Here is a 21116-nt window from a genome sequence, read left to right on the forward strand (position 1 = left end):
GTTCACCCGGCTTTCCACGTGGTCGCCGCTGCCCGCTCGGCAGCGGCCTCCGTTCCGAGTTGCGTCCGGAGCTTGGCCAGGGCCCTGGACGTCTGGGATTTGACGGTGCCGACGGAGCACCCGAGGACCTCGGCGGTCTCGGACTCCTTGAGGTCTTCCAGGAAGCGCAGAACGATGATCGCCCGCATGCGCGGCGGCAGCGTCAGCACGGCCCGCCACACCAGGTCGCGCCGATCGACGGCCTCGGTGCCGTCGGCCGCCGCCACCTCCGGCAGGAAGGCGACGGGGCGCTCGGACCGGTGCGCGGCACGCCGCCACCAGGAAGCGTGCAAGTGGATCACGATGCGCCGCGCGTAATGCTCCGGCACATCCCGCCGCTCGATCCGCCCCCACGCCCGGTAGGTCTTCACCAGCGCGGTCTGCACCAGGTCCTCGGCCCTGGCGTAGTCGCCGGTCAAGACGTACGCCGTGCGCACCAGCCGATGCCGGCTGTCGATCACGAACTGTCGGAAGTCCTCTTCGTGTTCCGCGCGCACGCCCCGCCCCTTCGTCGTTCGTATCCGGGCTCTGCCGGACACCGTCAGGGGTCAGAGGCCTTCAGGGGGTGGGAAGGTTGGCTCGGGGGTGGAGGAATGTCGGCCGGCTCAGCTCGACTCCCGCACGATCAACCGCGTCGGCAGTATCAAAGGGCTGGGTTGCTCCCCGTCGACGACCGCCAGCAGCATCCGCGCCATCTCCCGGCCCCACGCCTGAATCGACTGGTGCACCGTCGTCAGCGGCGGCGTGGTGTGCCGGGCGGCCTGGTAGTCGTCGAAGCCGGTGAGGGCGACGTCGTCGGGGACGTGGCGGCCGGCCGCGGTGAGGACGCGCAGGGCGCTGATGGCCATGGTGTCGTTCCCGGCGGCGACCGCGTCGAGGTCGGGGTGGCGGGCCAGGAGGGCCTGCATCGCCTGGGTGCCGCTGGCTTCCGTGTAGTCGCCGTGGACGACGCGCGTGGCGTCCAGTCCGGCCACGGCCATGGCGTCCAGGTGGCCGCGGTGGCGGGCCAGGCCCGCATCGCTGTCGAGGGGGCCGGTGATGGTGGCTATGCGGCGGCGGCCTTGGGCTATGAGGTGTTCGGTGGCTGCTCGGGCGCCGCCGCGGTTGTCGGAGTCGACGTAGAAACGGGGTTCGAAGTTCAGCGGGCGGCCGCCGAAGACGACGGGGGTGTCGGCCTGTTCGGCTTGGTCAGTCAGGGGATCGTCGCTGTGGCGGCCCATCAGCATCACGCCGGCGGCGCTGTGGGTCTGGAGGACCTGCTGGAGTTTGGCGCGGCTGCGCGGTGAGTTCACCAGGACCAGCATGAGTTCCAGGCCGGTCTCCTCCAGGGCGGCGGTGACGCCGGCGATGGCCTGGCTGTAGAAGGGGGTGTCCTGGCCGAGGGCCGAGTCGTCGTCGGTGATGGCCAGGACCACGGCGCCGGCGCGGCGGGTGGCCAGGGCCCGGGCCGTCGCGTTGGGGACGTAGCCCAGTTCCCGGACCGCTTTCTGGACCGCCTCGCGCTTGGCCTTGCTGACGTGCGGGGCGTTGTTCAGGACCCGGGAGGCCGCGGTGCGCGAGACGCCGGCCCGCTCGGCGACCTCGTCGAGGGTGGGCTGGCGGCGGGAGGCCTCGGGCATGGCGGGTCTGCCTTTCGCCGGGGGACTGGAAGCGCTCCCATCATCTCATCATGCCGTGTGCCGCGAGCAGGCGAGCCGTGAGCTGTGGCAGGGCTCGTCATTGCCGGTGCGTAACAGAATCCTTGCAAGCCCCCTTCCCTGTCGGCCATTGCGCGGTTACTCTCACCGGAAGCGCTTCCAGTTCCGCATCCCGGGCTGACATCGGCTGATGATCTCAACACCAGGTCGATCGGTTCCGCCATGCCGGAAGCGCTGGCACCCCCGACTCCATCTGCCCCGACTCGACCGGGTCAGACCGACGCAAGGGAAGGTTTTGCTCATGGCTCAGTTCCCCCGCACCCCGCTCCCTCGGAAGTGGCGCGGCTGGCTGCTCGCACTCACGGTGGCCGCCGCGGGCGTCTTCACCGGACCCGCGGCCCACGCGGACACCGCGATCTGCGGACAGTTCGACAGCACCTCGGTTTCCGGCGGCCAGTACATCGTGCAGAACAACGAATGGGGCGACACGATCCAGCAGTGCCTGGACGTGACGAACGACGGGTTCTCCGTCACCACCGGGAACCACAACGTCAGCACCGGCGGCGCGCCGGCGGCCTATCCGTCGATCTACGCCGGCTGCCACTACGGCAACTGCTCGGCCAACAGCGGCCTGCCGCTCCAGGTCTCGGCGTTCGGCAACCCGCAGTCCAGCGTCAACTTCAACACCGCCGCCGGCCAGTGGGACTCCTCGTACGACATCTGGTTCGACACCCAGCCCAACCCCTCCGGCCAGAACGACGGCGAGGAGCTGATGATCTGGGCCAACCACGCCGGCGCGCCCCGGCCCGCCGGCTCGCAGGTCGGCACCGCCGTGATCGAGGGCGCCACGTGGGACGTCTGGGAGTCGCGGATGAACAACGGCGGCATCGGCTGGAACGACGTCTCCTACGTCCGTGAGAACCCGACCAACGCGATCACCGTGAACATCAAGGACTTCACGAACGACTCGCTCAGCCGCGGCTACATGAGCAGCGCCTGGTACCTGACCAGCGTCCAGTTCGGCTTCGAGCCCTGGCAGGGCGGCCCGGGCCTGGGCGTGAACTCCTTCTCCTTCAACGCCAACGCCTCCGGCAGCGGTGGTGGTGGCGGTGGCGGCGGAACCGGCGGCGGCAACGAGGTCGTGGGGCAGGGCAGCGGCCGGTGCCTGGACATCCAGAACCTCGGCACCGCCGACGGCACGCCGGTGCAGCTCTGGGACTGCGGCGGCGCCTGGAACCAGCGCTGGTCCTCCACCGGCGGCAGTTTCGTCAACCCGCAGACCGGCAAGTGCCTGGACGTCGCCGGCGCCGGCACGGCGGACGGCACCCAGGTGCGGCTGTGGTCGTGCAACGGCAGCGGCGCCCAGCAGTGGCAGGTGAACGGAAACGGCACGATCACCAACCCCAACTCCGGCAAGTGCCTGGACGCGGACAACCAGGGCACCGGCAACGGCACCCTGCTCCAGATCTGGGACTGCTACGGCAGCGGGACACAGGCCAACCAGGTCTGGTCGCTGCGCTGACCGGGGCCGGAACCGGGGCGGGTCCTGCGTCGTGCCGCGGCGCGGGACCCGCTTCGGCGTCCCCAGAAGGCAGCCGATGCCCGGCGTGCGACAGTGAATCACGGCGAATCAGAGCTCTTCATAGCCATCCGCTCCGGTGAAGTCCGCCGCCGCGATGTTCACGCCCGCCCGGGCTGGGTACCACGCCCCGAAAGGCCGATGGCCGAAGCAGCAGGACCCCAGACCGCAGGAGCCCGGGAGGCGATCATGAACGGCTCAGCCGACACCACGCGCGACGACTGGCGGCGTCCGAGCGGCACCGTGCGGATCGTGGCCTCCGGGCGCGGACAGGTGCGCGTCCAGAAGTCGTCGGGACGCAAGCTGCGCGATCTGCCGGAGCTGGATCTGCGGACTCCGTCGGGGCGGTTGTTGCCGTTCTGACTGAAGGAAACACGACATGACGTCAGAGTTCTGATTTCGGCGATCATTCCCTGAAATCCCTTTCGCCCGTCGCCGTGTTGCCAAAAGCGTGACGCCCCACATAATCCCGCATTGACGCTAACCGGACGCCGGGACAAGCGTGGTCATTGCTTACCACGATGTTCGAGTGCCACCGCATCGGCGGAAATGGTCGGTGCGAGGCACGCGAAGGGGGTTGGAAGGAGTGGCACTACCCAAGATTCTCGGCCTGATCGTCGCCCTGGTGATGCTGATGATCGGCCTCACCTCCGGCGTCGCCACCGCGGCCGGAGCCACCGCGGCCGGAGCCACCGCGACCGGAGCCAATGCCGCCGGGACGGCCGTCCGCGCCGACGGCACCCGCGTGGCCGCGCCGGCCGCCGTCACGCCGCAGGACAGCGGCAACAACGGCGCGTGGGTGAGCGGCATCGGGCAGTGCTCGATCAGCTCGACGTCGGACTGCTGGGGCTACATCAACACGACCAGCGGCACCCCGTGCCCGGCGAACCACTTCTGCGTCTACCAGAACCAGTACGCCTACCAGGGCGGCAAGGTGTACTCGTTCTACCACTGCCACAACGGCGGCTCGGACTGGGCCCTGGAGAACTGGAACGGGACGGGCGAGTACCACAACAGCGACTCGCCCGGAACCCACGCCTACATCAAGGGCTCGAGCCACAACGTCCTGGTGAACATCCCGCAGGGCGCGGACAACGACGACTACAACTTCATCCCGGCCTACTACGTTCAGGCTTGCTGAGCGGGGTCCGGAACCATTAGGTGAAATCCTGTCCCGCCGTCGCCGGTGCGACGGCGGGACTCGCTGTTCCCGGCGATTCCGTGAGGCGCCGAATATCAAATGTTTGTGAAAACCTGCTGGGGGCGACAGGCCTGTGGCCGATCAGTACTCTGTGCTGCCACCGACCACTTCAGGAAAGAGATCAGATGTCGACGATGTCGGGTAAGACAGTTCTCGTGACCGGTGCCAACCGCGGTATCGGGAAGGCTTTGGTGCACGAGGCTTTGGCCCGGGGCGCCACGCGCGTCTTCGCCGGGACGCGGCAGCCTCTGGACTACACCGACGATCGCGTCGTGCCGTTGACGCTGGACATCACCGACGCCGCCCAGATCCGCGCCGCCGCCGACGCCGTGGACTCGCTGGACCTGCTCGTCAACAACGCCGGACTGGCTCTGTGGGACGACGACCTGACCGATCCGGCCCTGCTCCAGCAGCACTTCGCGGTCAACGTCTTCGGGTCCTTCGCGGTCACGCAGGACATGCTGCCCGCCCTGACCACCGCCCGGGGCGCGGTGCTCAACATCCTGTCCACCTCGTCCTGGGCGAACATGCCGCTGCTGCCCAGCTACTCGGTGTCCAAGGCCGCGGCCTTCTCCCTGACCCAGGGGCTGCGCGCCTACCTGGCCAACCGCGGCGTGCGCGTGCACGCGGCGATGATCGGCGTCGTCGACACGGACATGACCAAGGGCTTCGACATCCCCAAGGCCGCGCCGGAAGCCGTCGCCAAGCGCATCTTCGACGGCCTGGCCGCCGGCGAGGACGAGATCTTCCCCGACCCGATGTCCGAACTCGTCGCGGACTCCTGGCGCGGCGGCGCGCTGAAGGCGATGGAGGTCGAGTACGCGGCGCTCGTGGCCGATTCCGAGTCGGAGTAGTGCCCTTGGCGATACAGCACGACGCGCTCCCGGTCGGTACCGGGAGTGCGTCGCAGTGGTCTTACTCGGCGGTGCTCACTGAACGGTGTAGTGGTACGGGAACGCGGCGAGTTCGTCGCCGGTCGGCGACATGCCGTTGTTGCTCAGCGCCGAGGAATCGTCGAGGTAGACGACGCCGGACACCGCGGTGCCCGACACCTGGCTCGGGGTCAGGGTCAGCGTCAGGGTGGCCTGCCCGCCGGGCTGCACGATCACCGGGGTGAACGCCGCGTTCGGATTCACCCCGAGCTGCCAGAGGTCCCCGGTGCCCGACACCGCGTCCGCGTTGAAGGCCTGGCTGACGGCCGTCATGGACAAGGACGCCGTCGAACTCGCGGTGCCCGCGGTGCTGCCGAACGGCCCGGTCGGCTGCGGGACGATGTCCCAGTCGCCTTGGGTAATGCTGGTGCTGCTGCCAGAGTGCGGAGCGCTGTAGCTGGCGAAGGCGTCGTTTCCGACAGCGGTCGAGGCGACGTCCGGCTCACCGTTGAACGGCGAGGAGTCGAACTGGACCGGCGCGGTCGAGACCGCCGCCATCGAGACCTGGCTGGTCCGCGTCGGCACGATCCACTGCGGCTCCGGGTTGGTGGACGCCAACGGCAGGGTCAGGTTCGCCGTCGGGGTCGTCGAGGCCAGCGGCATGGTGACGTACTGGTCCAGCCGCGGGTCCAGGAAGTAGGACTCGATGCCCTGCGAAGTGTTGTGGACGGTGAAGCTCATGGTGACGGGCTTGTTCCGGGCGAGCACGCCGCCTCGCGGGACGCCGGTGGAGGCCGCGCCGACGCCGTGGAGGTCGACCTCGCCGGTGAAGGTCGTGTCCAGCGCGTCGCCGGTGACCGGGTTGGTGAAGGTGGCGATGACGGTCCACTGGCCGGGTTCGGGATTCAGGACGCTGAGGAGAGCCCCGGAGCTCGCGACGGTCTTCGCGCTGCTCCCGCTGCCTTCAAGGGTCTGGTTCGACGCCCGCGCCGGGTTCTGGCCGTCCGGCGAGACCAGGTAGACGTAATAGGGATCGGTCTTGTGGCCGGCCAGCGCGGTGCGGACGTCCAGCGCCGGCGCGCCGGCCGGGACGTTCACGACGTAGAACTCACTCTGCGCCGGCACGTAGCCGCGGCCGTTGCCGCCCTGGATGTCGGAGGAGAAGGACCCCGTGCCGTTGGTCATCGCGACCTGCGAGCGCAGCGTCATCGGGACGGTGCTGCGGCCGGAGCGCGAGCCGCTGATCACGAGTGCGGCGCTCAGGTCCCCGGCCTGCGGCGGGGTCTCGGCGCTCACCGCGATGTTCGTGCTCTGACCCGGTCGCAGCGTCACCGTGGACGGCGTGACCTGGCCGAACGGCACGAACTCGGCCACCGTGGCGTTGAACAGCACGCTCCCGGTATAGCCGGACGTGGCGGCGTCGGAGATCACCGCGGTCCAGGTGCCGGGCACCGGCGAGTGCACGTCCACATGCCCGTGGTTGCCGTTGCCGTTGGGCAGGCTGTTCGCGGTGAACCGGCCGTTCGGGTCGAGCAGCACCAGGTTCACCGGGTACTGTCCGGTTCCGGGCCAGGCGATGTTCGAGTCCAGACGGTCCTGGCCCGGCGGGACCTGGAAGGTCACCTTCAGGTAGTTGTTCTTGACGCCGGACTGGTCCACGTAGGTGGAGCCGCCGTTCGTCAGCTGCACGGTGCGGTTCGCGACCACGCTGCTCGGGCCGAGGGTGCGGCCGGCCAGGCTGACGGTCTGCGTGCCGGTGCCGGTGTTCGTCAGGGTGCTGGTGAAGTGCTGCGCCGTGTCCGGGGCGGCCGTGGCGTCGAACTGATCGGCGCTCAGGGTCACGGTGTCGCCGGTCGGCTTGCCGGCGCCATCCGGGGTGTGGATGGACAGCGCCGCTTCAACGGCGCGGTAGGCGTCCACGAGTCCGGAGCCCTGCTCGGAACCGACCACATCGAGGTCGTCCGCGGTGCTCTCGATCAGCTGGTCCACCAGGGCAGGTGTCGGGCTGGCACCGGCGTGCGCGGAGCGGTACGCCTGGATCACGAGCGCTGCCACGCCGGCCACGAGGGGGCCGGCCTCGCTGGTGCCGCCCTCCTGGAGCACCGGGCTCGGCCGGCCGAGGCTGTCCAGGCAGTCCGGCGCCAGGGTCTTGTCCGGGGTGCAGATCATCCAGTCCAGGTCGCCGGGCGCGACGACCGAGATGCTGCGGCCCTGCTCGGTGGACCCGCCGGAGGACAGGGAGCTGATGTTGTCGCTGACGTGGCCGGTCGCGCCGATGTCGTCGTAGCCGGCGGTGTCGGCCTGCGCGTAGGAGCGGAACGTGGTGGACGCCCCGACGGCGATGACGCCGGGCTGGGACGCGGGAGACCAGATCGTGTTCTGGTTCCCGGCGTCATAGGACGGCACCGTGATGGTGACGCCGGCCGCCATCGCGGCCGCGTTGGCGGCCTTGATCAGGTCGGCGCTGGTGTCCGGCATCGGGAAGCTGCCCGCTTCCTCGTTGAGGACGTTGACGTGGTCGACGGTGGTCGCGTAGTCGATGGCCTGCAGGAACGCGGAGGTCGTGGTGTAGTCGTCCTCGCCGTAGACCTTGTAGGCGTCCAGGGTCACGCCGGGGGCCACGCCCTCCAGGCGGATCAGGCACGGCTTGCCGAGGGCCGAGGCGGTGTAGTCCTGGAGGTTGTACACGTGGTCGCCCTGGGCGGCGATCATGCCGTCGTCGAGCATTGATTCGATCTCGTTGCCGCCCAGGACGTTCCCGCCCTCGCCGGTGAAGTCCTGGTAGTCGGCGATGACATGCGAGCCGTCGGACCGGACCAGGTCCGGGGTGGTGACGTCCATCTCGGCGGCGATGTCGCCGACGGTGACCCCGGCGCCGGTGAAGCCGAGGGAGCGCGCGGTCTTCGCACCAGGCACGTCGGAGTCGGCCTTGATCGCCTCGTCCGCCTCCGGGTTGAGCTGCACGCCGCCGTTCGCGGCGCATGTCCCGGATGGAAGGGTCGCGGCGGCGGCCTTGGCCGGACCGCTCTGGCTTCTTGGAAGAGTCGGGAGGGTCAAGCCGGGGCGTACCTTGATGGCCGAGTCGGGCACGACCTCGGACACGTCGGGATCGCTGCGCAGCGCCTGCTCCTCGGCGGGCGACACGGTGGCACTCAGGGCATTGATGACGGTCAGCGGGCGGACGTTCCGGCTGTTCGCCGACTTGAGCGAACTGAGCAACGGGGCCTGTGCGGAGGCGATCGCGGAGTGCCGGAGGGACTGATTCGCCATCACGACGATCACGGGTTGGTCTACGGACATGGATGGTGCCGGTGCTGATGAAGCGTTCGCGGGTATCGCTGTGAGGGTGAGGGTGGCTGCGCACAAGGTGGTGAGCACAGCACTTCGGCGGCGACGAAGGAACGGCATGTACGCTCCGAATCGATATAAGAGCCCTGCGGGATTTCCGCACGACGCCTGATTGTCGCCCCGGCTCGGCGCGTGGGCCAGACCCGATGGCCGGACCTGATGGCGTACCGTGCCGTCGTGATCCTCGAAGCTGTGTACCTCCTGCCGGCCGCGGTGTGGACCGGTTCCATGACGTACAGCCTCGCGGTCGTGCAGCCGCGGAGCGCACGGTTCTTCCGCGACGACGACCAGCTGGAGGAGTTCCTCACGGTCCTCGCGCACGGGAACCGGTGGCGGGTCCTGGCCATGGCGGCGACGCTGATCGCGAGCGCCACGGCGTTGGTCGTGGTGTGTCCGTGGGCCGGCGCGCGCGTGGTCTACGGCATCGCGCTGGCCCTGGACTTAAGCGCGACCGCCGTGTTCGTGCACGTGTCGTGGCGGCACTGGCCGGCCCGGGTCTTCGCGCTCTCCCAGGAGCGTCCGGACTTCCGTCGCAGGCTCTTGATGAGCGCGCGGGCGATCTGGCTGCTGGTCGGCGCCGGGTTCGTGCTCGCGCTGGTCGCGAGCGTGGGGCGGCACTGATGCGGGTGGTCGTCGCCGGATCGAGCGGGCTGATCGGCGGCGCGCTTCGCGCGGCCTATCACGGCGACGGCCATGAGGTGGTCCGTCTGGTCCGCCGTCCGGCTCAGGCCCCTGACGAAGTCCGGTGGGATCCGCTGCGTCCGGATCCGCGGCTCGTCGAGGGCGCCGACGCGGTGGTCAACCTGGCCGGCGCCCCGCTGGGCGATCGGCGGTGGAATGCCCGCTACCGCGCCCTGATCGCCTCCAGCCGCATCGACACGGCGTCCGCGCTGGCCACGATGGCCGCGCGGGCTGCCGCACCGCCTTCGGTCCTCGTCTCGATGTCCGGGATCCGGTACTACGGCGTCGATCGCGGGGACGAGGAGCTGACCGAGACGAGCGCCGCCGGGACCGACGGATTCCTGCCGCTGGTCACGGCGCGGTGGGAGGCCGCCACCGGGACGGCGGCCGAGGCCGGGGTCCGGGTCTGCCACCTGCGGACCGCGCTGGTGTTGGCGGGGGAGGGCGGCTTGGTGCCGCGGCTCCTGACGCCTTTCCGTTGTGGACTGGGATCGACGCTGGGATCGGGGCGGGCGTATTGGAGCTTCCTGACACTGCACGACACGGTCGCGGCGATCCGGTTCCTGGCCGAGCGTCCGCGGACTGAGGGCCCTTACAACCTCGCGGCCCCGAACCCGGTCCGCGCGGCCGACTTCACGAAGGCGCTGGCTTCGGCGATCGGGAGAACGGCGAGACTGCGGCTGCCCCTGTGGGCTTTGCGCATCGGGGTCGGTCAGATGGGGCCCGAGGTGTTGGGCAGTTTGCGGGTGATTCCGGAGCGTTTGTCGGCGGCTGGATTCTGTTTTGGATACCCGGATATCGAGGCCGCGTTGCGCGCGGCACTTAAGGGAAATCCCGATACTCAGCGGCTGCGTCGTTCATCAGACCCGTGATTGACCCCGCGTGGGATGTTCCCGAGTTTTCGCACAATTTCTCCGACCTGCTGGACGCGGCCCCCTGAGCTGCGCAATGATCGCTCGGCGCGCGAGGGGACTCTGGCGCGTTTCGCATATCGGGAGGGGAAGGCAAATGCCGCAAGGAGCCGTTGGCAAGAAGCGTCAGCCGTGGGGTGTGTGGGGGCTGTCCCTCATCACGTTCGGCATCTACTTCTACGTGTGGTGGTACAAGGTCAACCGCGAGACCCGGGACTTCGACAACTCGATCACCGTGAACCCGGCGCTGTCGGTCCTCGCGTACATCCCGGGCGCGTACATCGTGATCCCGCCGTTCGTGTCCGCCTACCGCACCGGCAAGCGCATCGCGCAGGCCCAGACCGCGGCCGGCCTGCCGGCGACGTGCAGCGGTGGCCTGGGGATCCTGCTCTCCATCCTGTTCAGCCTGAACACCGTGTACTACCAGGGCCAGCTGAACAAGATCTGGGACAGCTACCCGGGCGCCGGCGAGGGCACCGCCGTGCCGCACCGCGGCGCGGGTGCGGCGGCGCAGGGCGCGCACGTGGCCTGAGGCTGACGACAGTGGTCAGTCCGCCCCGGCCGGTTCTCAAAGGCCGGGGCGGACTTTTCATGTCGCTGAGCGGGTCCAGACCCTGACCGCGGTTCGGGCGGCGAGATAGTCGTTCCTGTCCAGGACGGACTCGAGATGGATGCCGCCTTGGATGCGCAGGCCGCCGAAGTTCCAGGGGTTGAACGTCACGAGTTCTCCGCCGTCGGTCGCGATGCTCGCCATGACGATCTGTCCGCCCTCGGACGCAGCCTGGACGAGCTGGCCGCGCTGAACGCGTCCTGGCAGCCGCTGGCCCGGCTCACCCCGGCCCAGTTCAACGCCTATCGTGCGGCGTTGGGTGAGGGTTCGGGGTTCCAGTCCGCGATGTACCGGCGGCTGGAGTTCCTGCTCGGCGAGCGGTCGGCGTCGATGCTCGTGCCGCACGCCGGGACGCCCGACATGCATGCGGAATTGCGGCAGGCGTTGGGCGAGCCGAGCTTGTACGACGAGGTGCTGCGTCTGTTGCATCGGCGCGGTCACGCGATTCCGCAGGCGGTCCTGGACCGTGACCTCGCCCGGCGCTACGAGGGCGATTTGGTGGTGGAGCAGGTGTGGGCCGACATCTATGCCGCTCCCGAGCGCGAGCCCGATCTGGTGCGGCTCGGTGAGGCGCTGACCGATGTCGCCGAGGCGGTGTGGCGATGGCGTGGCGACCACCTGATGGCGACGCGGCGGGCGATGGGGGCGAAGGTCGGGACCGGTGGGTCGTCCGGCGTGGCCTGGCTGGCCAAGCGCGCCGAGGCTTTGGTCTTCCCCGAGTTGTGGACGGCGCGCAGCCGGGTGTGACCGGCGCGGCCGGCGTGACCGGTGCGCCCTCGCGCTGAACCGCTCATGGCGCGAAGCGCACCGTCAGCACCAGCCCGCCCTCCTCGCCGGCGCGGGCCGTCAGCTCCGCGCCGTGTGCCTCGGCGATCGAGCGCGCGATCGACAGGCCCAGGCCGTGGCCGGCGGTCGCGGTGCGGTCGGGGCCGTGGCGGCGGAACGGTTCGAACAGGTCGGGGATCTTCTCGGGCGCCACGATCGGGCCGGTGTTGGTGACCGTCGCCGTCGCGGCGGCGGTGTCGAGGCGGATGCGGACCCGGCCGCCGGGCCGGTTGTACTGAATGGCGTTGCGCGTGAGGTTCGTCAGCAGATGACGCACCAGAACCGGGTCCCCGGGGACGACCAGCGGGGCGTTCGCGTCGGCATCGAGGCTGACGCGCACCTTGTTCTTCGAGGCCAGCGGCGTCGATTCGGCCGCCACGATCCTGGCGGTGGCAGCCAGATCCACCGGTTCGGTCTCATCGAGGCCGCGATCGCTGCGGGCCAGCAGAAGCAGGGCGTTGATGAGCCGTTCGGCCTCGTAGTTGGCGGCGAGCACATCGTCGCGGACGTCGGCGAGATCGCCCGGGAGCGGATCGGCGAAACCGACCTGGAGGCACGTGCGCTGGACCGCGAGCGGCGTCTTGAGTTCGTGGGAGGCGTTGGCGACGAAGCGGCGTTGGCTCTCGAACGACTTCTCCAGCCGGTCGAGCATGGTGTCGAAGGTGTCGGCGAGACGGTGCAGCTCGTCGTCGGGCCCGGTGAGCGACAGCCGTTGGTGCAGGTTCTCCTGGCTGATCTGCCGCGCCGCCCCGGTGATGGCGGCGACGGGACGCAGCGCGCGGCCGGCCAGCCGCCAGCCGAGCACCCCGGCGACGACCGCCAGGACGACGAGCGCGACTCCCGACCACAGCACCATCTCCCGCAGCGCGGTGTTCTGCACGGCCTGAACGGTCTGATCGATCTTCTGCACCAGCGCCTCGCCCGACGCCGCGTTCGTCCCGACGGCCGACTGAGCCGGAGTGGTGGGCCCGTACGGCGCGCCGTCGAACGGCGCGTCGACGTGCGCGATCGCCATCCCCTGCACCTTCTGGGCGGTGCCGTACCGCGCGAGCGCCACGACGGAGGCGAGCAACGCGCTGCCGACGAGGAGGAAGAGCCCGGCGAAGGAGACGGCGAGCCGCGCACGGAAGGGCAGACGGCTTATCAGGGTTCGAGGATTGAAGGTCACATCACGAGGCGTGAGGCGCATGTCCCGCAGCTTCAGTCGCACAATCGGTATCCGCCCTGCCGGTCGGCGACGATCACCCCGGGATCGCCGAGCTTGCCCCGCAGCCGGCTGACGGTGGCGCGCACCGCACCGGTGCGCGGGTCGAGGTACTCGTCCCAGACACTGCGGACGAGTTCGTCATGCGGCACCGCCTTTCCACCCGCGGCCATCAGCAGACGCAGCACGGAGAACTCCTTCGGGGTCAGCTCCAGAAGGCGCCCGTCCACGGACACCTCGTGCCGCGTCTCGTCCAAGACGATGCTCCCGGAGCGCAGGACGGCCGGGGTCGGCCGGTGGGCCCGGCGGCTCAGCGCGCGCACCCGGGCGACCAACTCGCCGAAGTCGAAGGGCTTGGCCAGGTAGTCGTCGGCGCCGAGAGTGGTCAGGCCGTAGACCTTGTCGGACAGCGCACCGGCCGCGGTCAGCATCAGGATCTGCGGCGGATCGGCCAGCTCGCGCAGCCGCCGGCACACCTCGTCGCCGCTCAGCCCCGGCAGGTCGCGGTCCAGGATCAGGACGTCGTACGCGGTGAGCAGGCACATGCGCTCCGCGTCGTCGCCGGCCAGCGCGACGTCCACCGCCATCGCCTCGCGGCGCAGCCCGGTGGCGATCGTGCGCGCCAGGACGCGGTGGTCCTCGGCCACCAGGACTCTCATGCCTCCATGGAACCATGATCATGATTACAGCCGGATAAGACCTTATGCCGCTGTCACAGCTTTATCGAGCCGTACGTGCCGCGCTGCTTGCATCGCCGCATGAACTTCGTCAAGCGCGCCGGGATGAGCCTGGTCGTCAGAGCCTCCAGGACCGTCGCCCTGCTGGCGATCTTCGCCGTCATCTGCGCGCTGCTCCTCGGTGGCTTCCTCTTGCGCAGCGCCGCGGCTCGTCAGGAAGCCGCCGCGCAGCGTGACATCGGCGTGGATGTGACGATCCGCAGCCCGACGGGGTTCACGCCAGAGCTGGCCGACCGTCTCGGCGCAGCTACCGTCGTACACCGCTACAACCCGGAGACCAGAGTGTCGGCCGATCCGCTGACCGTGTACGGCGTCCGGGATCCGGGGCTGCTTCTGCCTTTCTCATACGGATCGACGAAGGTCACCCAGGGACGCGCGATCCTTCCCGAGGACGCCGGGCGCGACGTCGCAGTGGTCGAACAACGACTTGCCGTCAAGAACCACCTGGCGATCGGCGACATCTTGCAGACACGCTCTGCCGACGGCAGGCACACGGTCCCGGTCACCATCGTCGGCGTCTTCCAGGACCCCTCACCGGATCCGGCATTGCCGACCGCGCCGCGCGACCTGCCCGGCAACGCGGTGTACGTACCGTTGGCCACGGCACGGAAACTCAGCACCACACCGTTGCCGGTGACCGAGGCCGTCTACCGGATCGGCGCGCCGGACCAGGCGGCGCAGCTGAACGCGCAAGCCGATCGGCTGTTGGGCGCCGGCTCCTTCACCGTGCAGGTCAACGACAAGGCCTACCGGGACCAGGTCCGCCCGGTCCAGCGGGTCGGCGCGTTCGCGGCGCTGGTGGTCTGGGTGATCGCGGTGGCCGGGGCGCTGGTCCTGGGCCTCATCGTCATGCTGCAGATCCGCGAGCGCCGCTCCGAACTCGGGGTGCTGCTGTCGATGGGCGAGAAGAAGTGGAAGCTCATCGGCCAGCACGTCGTGGAGATGACGGCGGTGGCGCTGCCCGCTGTCGCGCTCGCGGTGCTGGCCGGGGCTGTGGCCGGGCCGGCCCTGGCCCATGCGCTGCCCGGTCCGGGGCAGACCACGGTGCGGGTCGAGCCGGTCGCCGTCGCCGAGGTCGCAGGACTCGCGCTCGGTATCAGCCTGGTCTCCACTGTCGTGCCGGGCATCGGAATTCTCCGCCTGCACCCCCGATCCATCCTCACCGACACCGAATAGTGCCGACACCGAATAGTGCCGACACCGAATAGCGCACGGACACCGAATAGCCCTAGGAGAACCGACTTCCCATGAACTTCGTCAAACGCGCGGCGCTCAGCCTGTGGGCCCGCAAGAGCCGCACCCTGATCACCCTGGCCACGTTCCTCGCCATCGCGGTGATGGTCCTGGCGGGCGTCCTGATCGACTCCGCGACGGCGCGCGCCGAACAGGGGGTGAAGCGGTCTGTGGGCGCCGAGGTCACCCTCGAAATGGACCCGAGCAAAATAGGCGCCGGCGGCGGATCGTTGCAGGCCCCCCACGTCGACGCGTCGCTGGTCGACAAGATCGGCGCGCTGCCCCAGGTACAGAAGTACACGTACTCGACGTGGGACCGCGCGATCCTCAGTGGCGGCACCACGTTGGTGGACGGCGGGCCGGCAGCGCCGATGGGTCCGGGTGGCACCGTGGACCAAGCCGTCCGCGACAGTTCCGTGCTGTCGGACTTCCGCAGCGGCCGGTTCACGCTTCTGTCCGGTGCGCACATCACGCCCGCGGACAAGGACAAGCGCCAAGTGCTGATCGAGGAACGACTCGCCCTGAAGAACCACCTCAAGGTCGGCGACAAGCTCACCCTCGTCGGCAACGACGAGAAGACCACGGCCGACTTCACCGTCGGCGGGATCTACCGGGACCCGCGGGCGGTCACCGAGACAGACCCCGAATACGGCATCGACCCGGCCAACATGATTTACGGGACGTTCGGCGGCCTCGCCGCGCTGGGTTCGCAGCAAGGCGGATCGCCGCAGGTGAGTACCGCGACGTTCATCCTGCGGGACGCCGACGCGCAGAGCGCCTTCACGGCTGCGGCCAAGCAGATCGGCGGCTCGGCGCTCGACGCCTTCAAGCTGGACGTCAACACAAAGGCCATCCAGCAGATGACCGGCCCGCTGGGCAGCATCCGCACCACGGCGACCGTGGCCATGTGGCTGATGGGCCTGGCCGGCGCGGCCGTCCTGGCCCTGCTGGCCAACCTGGCGGTCAAGCAGCGCCGCAAGGAGTACGGCGTCCTGCTGGCGATGGGGGAGCGCAAGACCAGGCTCATCGCTCAGCAGATCCTGGAGATCGCCGCGGTCGCGGTCCTCGCCGTGGGTATCAGTGCCCTCATTGCACCTGGCCTGACGCAGAGCGCCGGCCAGTGGCTGCTGGGCCGCGACGCGACCTCGGCGAAGCAGAAGATCGACGCCTGGAAGCCCCCGCCGCCCGGCAGCACCGGCCTGGGCGAGGGCGTCGACTGGAACGACCAGCCGGTCCAGAACGCCGACCCCGTCGACCGGATCACAGTGGCGCTCGGCCCGGCGGACCTGCTGGCGGTCGGCGGCGTCGGCCTGGGCGTCGGGCTGCTCGCCACCGCGATCCCGGCCGCCGCCGTGCTGCGGCTCAGTCCCCGCACCATCCTCACGAAGGGCAAGTGACCGGCCATGACCGACTCTGGTATCGACAGCACGGGCAACCCCGGCAGCAGCAGCGGCCCCGTCGCCGCGACGCCGAGCGCCACCGCGCCTGTCCTGCGCCTCGAGGGCGTCAGCCACACCTACTCGGACCAGCGCCGCAGAAGTGCGGTGCTCAACGACATCAGCTACGCGTTCCGGCGCGGCACCTTCTACACGATCCTGGGACCGTCCGGCAGCGGCAAGACGACGCTGCTCAGCCTGGCCAGCGGTCTGGACACCCCGACCCGGGGCACCATCAGCTTCGAGGGCCGCGATCTGCGGGAGCTGGGTCTGGGCCGCTACCGCAACCGGCACGCCGCCACGGTCTTCCAGCAGTACAACCTGCTCACCTACATGACCGCCCTGCAGAATGTCACGGCCGCCATGGAGATCACCGGTGTGAAGCCCGCTTCGGGCAGCCGCCGGGCCCGGGCGCTGGAGTTGCTGGAGCGGATCGGCCTGGACAAGCCGACGGCCACTCGCAACGTCCTGCGGCTCTCCGGCGGGCAGCAACAGCGCGTCGCCATCGCCCGCGCCCTGGCGTGCGACGTCGACATCCTCTTCGCCGACGAGCCCACGGGGAACCTCGACGAGGACACCGCTCAGGGCATCATCGACACCTTCCGCGGCCTGGCCCACGGACAGGGCAAGTGCGTGGTCGTCGTGACGCACTCGCAGCGGCTGGCCGCGCAGTCCGACCGGATCCTGGTCCTGCGCAAGGGCAGGCTGTCGGAGCAGGCGAAGGCCAGATGACGGCTGCGCGGCCAGGTGTCGGCCGTCAACGTTTTACGACCCCGGATGGTTAGCATGGCCAGGGGAAGTACGGAGAGGAAGGACCATTCAGGTGGAAAAGCGAACCTTGGGCCGCACCGGCCGACAGGTCGGCGTCATCGGTCTCGGCGCGTGGCAGCTGGGGGCCGACTGGGGCGAGGTGGCCGAGGACGACGCGCTGGCCACGCTCGGCGCGGCGGTGGACGGCGGCGTGACCTTCCTGGACACCGCCGACGTCTACGGCGACGGCCGCAGCGAGCAGCTGATCGGGACGTTCCTCAAGTCGCGGCCGGGCGAGGACCTCACGGTGGCCACGAAGATGGGCCGCCGGGTGCCGCAGGTGCCGGAGGCGTACACGCTCGACAACTTCCGCGCCTGGAACGACCGGTCCCGGAAGAACCTGGGCGTGGACACCCTGGACCTGGTGCAGCTGCACTGCCCGCCCACGCCGGTGTACTCCAGCGACGAGGTCTTCGACGCGCTGGACACCCTGGTCGCCGAGAAGCGGATCGCCGCGTACGGCGTGAGCGTCGAGACCCGCGCCGAGGCGCTGACGGCGATCGCGCGGCCGAACGTGGCCAGCGTGCAGATCATCCTGAACATGCTGCGGCTGGGCCCGCTGGCGGACGTGCTGCCGGCCGCGCGCGAGGCCGGGGTCGGCATCATCGCGCGCGTGCCGCTGGCCAGCGGACTGCTGTCCGGCAAGTACGACGAGCACACCACGTTCGCCGAGAACGACCACCGCTCCTACAACCGGCACGGCGAGGCCTTCGACGTCGGCGAGACGTTCTCCGGCGTGGACTTCGCCACCGGGCTGGAGGCGGTCCGCCGCCTGGCACCGCTGGTTCCCTCCGGCGTCGCGATGGCGCAGTTCGCGCTGCGCTGGATCGTGGACCAGCCCGGGGTCAGCGTGGTCATCCCGGGCGCGCGCAACCCGAAGCAGGCCGCCTGCAACGCCGCCGCGGCGGATCTGGCGCCGTTGTCGGACGCCGACCTGGCCGCGGTGCACGAGGTCTACGACGAGCTGATCGCGCCCCAGATCGGCGACCGGTGGTGAACAGCCGGCGGTGATCCGTTGGTGAACAGCCGGCGGTGATCCGTTGGTGAACGGCCGGCGGTGATCCGGCGGTGAACCATCGGGCAGCGCTCGGCCTCAGCCGCCGAGCGCGTCCACCATGGTCATGATGCTCTCGATCTGCGCGCCGCCCTGGATCGGGTAGTTGGTCGCCCCGAGGTAGCCCCACCAGTCCCAGCAGCCGTACGGGTTGCTCGGGCCGGTGGTGGCCTGCGGATACAGGACGATCAGGTTGTTGGTGTCGGCGTACTGGTCGAGGTTGGCCCGGTCGACGAAGGCCGTGCCGACGCTGTCGTAGCCCTGTTCGCAGCCGTGCAGGGCGACCAGCAGGCGGCAGGTCGAGCCGGCGGAGCAGGACTGCGGGACGTATGCGAATCCGGATCCTGACATGTCCAGCGCCCCGGCCGAGCCGCCGTCGGCGTACGCGTCCTGGTCGAACTGCGTGAGGGTCCCGGTCAGCGGGCCGGTGTTCGCCGCGGAGACCGATCCGAGCAGCGCGGTGAGCAGGTCGTGCTCGGGATCGGTGCCGCAGTTGTTCAGGTACGGCGAGCCGGTGGTCGCGCAGGAGTTGGTGCCGTACGGCGTCACCCACGCGTGGCCCGCGCCGGTGCCGGTGACGGAGGTGACGTGCGCGCCGAAGTGGGACCAGAAGGCCGCCCCGTCCTTGCTCACGGAGGCCGCGATCGTCGTGTCCTGCGAGCCGTGGTAGACCCAGACCGGCTTGCCGGACAGGTCGCCGATCGGGTCGATCCAGCCGTACGCCGACCACAGCGAGGCGTCCGACTCCAGCGTCCCGAGATAGTCCGGGTAGGTGTTGGCCGCGCAGCCGTACACCGCCTCCGCGGCATTGTTCTCGGCGCAGTAGTAGGGACCGGCGCCGAAGACCGCGGTGCCCCGAATGCGGCTGGAGTAGGCGACCTGCAACTGCCCGGCCATGTATCCGCCGGAGGAGACGCCGGCCACGTAGACCCCTGAGATCCGGTGGCCGGACAGGCTTCCGGCCACCGGGCTCACGGTGTAGGGGCCGCCGCTCGCCGACGCTTCAGTGGTCGGTACCGCCATAGTCGCCACGGCCGCACACAGTGTCAGGGCCCATAGTGCCGCCCACCGTCTTCTCATCACTGCCACTCCTCCGCCGAGCGCCGCCGATGTTTCGGGGAACGTAGCTCCGGCAAGGAGGTCCGACCATGTGAGCGGCCGCCATATCGGCGGCCGCGATTGTGGGGTGAGGGCTTCCGATCCGCTACCGATCCGCCATGGCCCGGCCCGCGGTATTCAGGCTCAGCACCTTGTGCAGGACGCCGTTCAGCGTGGACTCGGCATCCCGGACGCCGTCCGGCGACCGCCACGCGACGAAGCCGTCGGGCCGCACCAGCACCGCGCCGTCGGGCCCGATGCCGTACGCCTTCTGCCATTCGCCGTTGTCTTCGAGGCCGTGGCACGCCACCGGGACGCCGGTCTTCGCGGCCGCCGACGCCGCAGCCTTCTGCCACGGGCTGTCCTGGACGGTCAGCACCACCGGGACGCGTTCGAACAGGTCGATCGTGGAGACCTGCGCTCCGTCCTGGTCCAGCCAGACGTGCGGGGCCCTGGTTCCGGGCTCCCCGGTCGCCTCGAAGTGTTCCGGGACGGTCGGTGCCTTCGCGTCCGCGCCCACCAGCGCACCGTCGGTGTACCGGTAGCCGAGCGCCACCGACAGGACCGAGGTGCGCCCGCCCGTCGGGGGCGCGTCGAAGCCGGGGTGGCTGTGTTCGGCCGAGCGCTGGGCGGCGCGGGCCGCGGTCTCCACGGCCACCGGGCGGCGCTCGGTCCCGTACGACTCCAGCAGGCCGGGTCCCGCCCACCCGGACAGCACCGCGGCGAGTTTCCAGGCGAGGTTGTGAGCGTCCTGGATCCCGGTGTTGGAGCCGAAGGCGCCGGTGGGCGGCATTTCGTGGGCTGAGTCGCCGGTGAGGAAGACACGGCCGGAGTGGTAGCGGTCGGCCACGCGCTCGGCCGCGTGCCAGGGCGCGCGGCCGGTGATCTGGACCGGGAGGTCGGAGACGCCGGCGGCGGCCCGGATGTGCGCGGTGCAGCGCTCGTCGGTGAAGTCCTCGAGGGTCTCGCCGCGGTCGGGGTGCCAGGGCAGGTGGAAGACCCAGTGCTCGCGGTTGTCCACCGGCAGCAGCGCGCCCGAGCCTTCGGGATGCGTCAGGTAGCACGCGATGAACAGGCGGTCGCCCACCACGTCGGCGAGTTTGTCCGCGCGGAAGGTGACGCTGATGTTGTGGAACAGGTCGCCCTTGCCGCTCTGGGTGATGCCGAGGTGTTCGCGGACCGGACTGCGGGGCCCGTCCGCGGCGACCAGGTAGTCGGCGGTCACGGTGCTGCGGCGTCCGGTGGAACGATCCAGCAGTTCGGCCGTGACGCCGTCGCCGTCCTGTTCGAAGGAGACCAGCTCGGTGCCGAAGCGGACCACGCCGCCGAGGCGTTCGGCGTGCTGCAGCAGCACCGGTTCGAGGTCGTTCTGGCTGCACAGACACCAGCCGGCGGGGCTGAAGCCGGCCGTCCGGTTGCCCGGGTCGATCTGGCGGAAGAGCCACTCCTGCTCGGTGCCCGCCAGGGTGCGCGCCTGCAGGATGCCGTGGTTCTCGCGCAGGACCGAGGCGGCCTTTCGGATGTCGGGCTCCATTCCGGCGACCCGGAAGAGCTCCATGGTCCGCAGGTTGTTCCCGCGGCCCCGGGGGTGGTGCGAGGTTCGCTCGTGCTTCTCGACCAGCATGTGGGGGACGCCGAGGCGGCCCAGGAAGACCGACATGGACAGGCCCACGAGTGAGCCCCCGACGATGAGGACTGGTACTCGCTGCTCGCTGCGCTGGTTCACCGTGCTGCTCCATTCCTGGTGGTGGTTCTCCGGAGTCACGGCCGACCCGGTCCACCTGACAAATCCACCACGAGCGTGGCGTTTGCGCGAATTTCGCCCGGATGGCTGCGAATCA

General features: G+C 69.9%; 19 protein-coding genes. 12 read left to right on the forward strand and 7 right to left on the reverse strand.

Translation table 11 applies throughout. The features are described 5' to 3' along the window. Positions 1–2: 2 nt before the first annotated feature. Both ABIA35_RS25795 and ABIA35_RS25800 read right to left on the reverse strand, forming a co-directional pair. Positions 3–536 (reverse strand): SigE family RNA polymerase sigma factor, encoded by a 534-nt coding sequence (locus tag ABIA35_RS25795; RefSeq protein WP_370359601.1) that lies wholly within the window; start codon positions 534–536, stop codon positions 3–5. A 108-nt stretch (positions 537–644) separates the two neighbouring features. Further along, the gene (locus ABIA35_RS25800) at positions 645–1658 is read right to left on the reverse strand and encodes a LacI family DNA-binding transcriptional regulator (RefSeq protein ID WP_370343542.1); all 1014 of its coding nucleotides are present in this window, start codon (positions 1656–1658) and stop codon (positions 645–647) included. A 319-nt stretch (positions 1659–1977) separates the two neighbouring features. On the opposite strand from ABIA35_RS25800, the gene ABIA35_RS25805 reads away from it, so the two are divergent. The 4 genes from ABIA35_RS25805 (at position 1978) to ABIA35_RS25820 (ending at position 5310) form a co-directional block, all read left to right on the forward strand. Beyond that, positions 1978–3198: an RICIN domain-containing protein gene (locus ABIA35_RS25805; RefSeq protein WP_370359603.1), complete on the forward strand. Its 1221-nt coding sequence runs from the start codon at positions 1978–1980 to the stop codon at positions 3196–3198. A gap of 246 nt (positions 3199–3444) precedes the next feature. Next, positions 3445–3618, forward strand: a complete 174-nt coding sequence (locus tag ABIA35_RS25810) for a hypothetical protein (protein WP_370343544.1) — start codon at positions 3445–3447, stop codon at positions 3616–3618. Between the two features lie 223 nt (positions 3619–3841). Then, positions 3842–4396 (forward strand): hypothetical protein, encoded by a 555-nt coding sequence (locus ABIA35_RS25815; RefSeq protein ID WP_370359605.1) that lies wholly within the window; start codon positions 3842–3844, stop codon positions 4394–4396. Between the two features lie 185 nt (positions 4397–4581). Then, complete coding sequence (locus ABIA35_RS25820) at positions 4582–5310, forward strand: SDR family NAD(P)-dependent oxidoreductase (protein WP_370343547.1); 729 nt, start codon at positions 4582–4584, stop codon at positions 5308–5310. A gap of 75 nt (positions 5311–5385) precedes the next feature. On the opposite strand, the gene ABIA35_RS25825 is transcribed toward ABIA35_RS25820, so the two are convergent. Next, positions 5386–8598, reverse strand: a complete 3213-nt coding sequence (locus ABIA35_RS25825) for a S8 family serine peptidase (RefSeq protein ID WP_370359606.1) — start codon at positions 8596–8598, stop codon at positions 5386–5388. Positions 8599–8853: 255 nt separating this feature from the next. Here ABIA35_RS25825 and ABIA35_RS25830 point away from each other — a divergent pair, with 255 nt between their 5' ends. From ABIA35_RS25830 to ABIA35_RS25845, 4 genes are all read left to right on the forward strand, one after another. Continuing rightward, on the forward strand, positions 8854–9297 hold the full coding sequence (locus ABIA35_RS25830; RefSeq protein WP_370343550.1) for a hypothetical protein: 444 nt from the start codon (positions 8854–8856) through the stop codon (positions 9295–9297). Next, a complete protein-coding gene (locus ABIA35_RS25835) occupies positions 9297–10229 on the forward strand; it encodes a TIGR01777 family oxidoreductase (protein ID WP_370359608.1) in 933 nt (310 codons plus the stop codon). Before ABIA35_RS25830 ends, ABIA35_RS25835 begins: the two co-directional genes overlap by 1 nt. Before the next feature lie 136 nt (positions 10230–10365). Next, positions 10366–10800 (forward strand): DUF4234 domain-containing protein, encoded by a 435-nt coding sequence (locus tag ABIA35_RS25840; protein WP_370343552.1) that lies wholly within the window; start codon positions 10366–10368, stop codon positions 10798–10800. 147 nt (positions 10801–10947) lie between these two features. Further along, positions 10948–11625: a tryptophan 2,3-dioxygenase gene (locus tag ABIA35_RS25845; RefSeq protein WP_370359609.1), complete on the forward strand. Its 678-nt coding sequence runs from the start codon at positions 10948–10950 to the stop codon at positions 11623–11625. Between the two features lie 43 nt (positions 11626–11668). Here the strand turns inward: ABIA35_RS25845 and ABIA35_RS25850 are convergent, their stop codons facing one another. Then, on the reverse strand, positions 11669–12892 hold the full coding sequence (locus tag ABIA35_RS25850; protein ID WP_370359610.1) for a sensor histidine kinase: 1224 nt from the start codon (positions 12890–12892) through the stop codon (positions 11669–11671). Between the two features lie 11 nt (positions 12893–12903). Next, positions 12904–13566, reverse strand: a complete 663-nt coding sequence (locus ABIA35_RS25855) for a response regulator transcription factor (protein ID WP_370343557.1) — start codon at positions 13564–13566, stop codon at positions 12904–12906. Positions 13567–13665: 99 nt separating this feature from the next. On the opposite strand from ABIA35_RS25855, the gene ABIA35_RS25860 reads away from it, so the two are divergent. The 4 genes from ABIA35_RS25860 to ABIA35_RS25875 all read left to right on the forward strand — a co-directional run bounded on the left by ABIA35_RS25860 (position 13666) and on the right by ABIA35_RS25875 (position 18120). Beyond that, entirely contained in the window at positions 13666–14820 is a 1155-nt protein-coding gene (locus tag ABIA35_RS25860) for an ABC transporter permease (RefSeq protein WP_370359612.1), read from the forward strand. 71 nt (positions 14821–14891) lie between these two features. After that, on the forward strand, positions 14892–16274 hold the full coding sequence (locus ABIA35_RS25865) for an FtsX-like permease family protein (protein WP_370359613.1): 1383 nt from the start codon (positions 14892–14894) through the stop codon (positions 16272–16274). A 6-nt stretch (positions 16275–16280) separates the two neighbouring features. After that, positions 16281–17045: an ABC transporter ATP-binding protein gene (locus ABIA35_RS25870; protein ID WP_370343561.1), complete on the forward strand. Its 765-nt coding sequence runs from the start codon at positions 16281–16283 to the stop codon at positions 17043–17045. Positions 17046–17136: 91 nt separating this feature from the next. Further along, a complete protein-coding gene (locus ABIA35_RS25875; RefSeq protein ID WP_370359615.1) occupies positions 17137–18120 on the forward strand; it encodes an aldo/keto reductase in 984 nt (327 codons plus the stop codon). A 96-nt stretch (positions 18121–18216) separates the two neighbouring features. Here ABIA35_RS25875 and ABIA35_RS25880 read toward each other — a convergent pair whose 3' ends face one another. Together ABIA35_RS25880 and ABIA35_RS25885 are read right to left on the reverse strand one after the other, a co-directional pair. Beyond that, positions 18217–19257, reverse strand: a complete 1041-nt coding sequence (locus tag ABIA35_RS25880; protein ID WP_370359617.1) for a PHB depolymerase family esterase — start codon at positions 19255–19257, stop codon at positions 18217–18219. Between the two features lie 124 nt (positions 19258–19381). Next, positions 19382–21001, reverse strand: a complete 1620-nt coding sequence (locus ABIA35_RS25885; protein ID WP_370343649.1) for an FAD-dependent oxidoreductase — start codon at positions 20999–21001, stop codon at positions 19382–19384. Between the last annotated feature and the right edge of the window lie 115 nt (positions 21002–21116).

Origin of the sequence: Catenulispora sp. MAP12-49 (genome assembly GCF_041262705.1) — a bacterium.
In the GTDB taxonomy this organism is placed as follows: Bacteria; Actinomycetota; Actinomycetes; order Streptomycetales; family Catenulisporaceae; genus Catenulispora.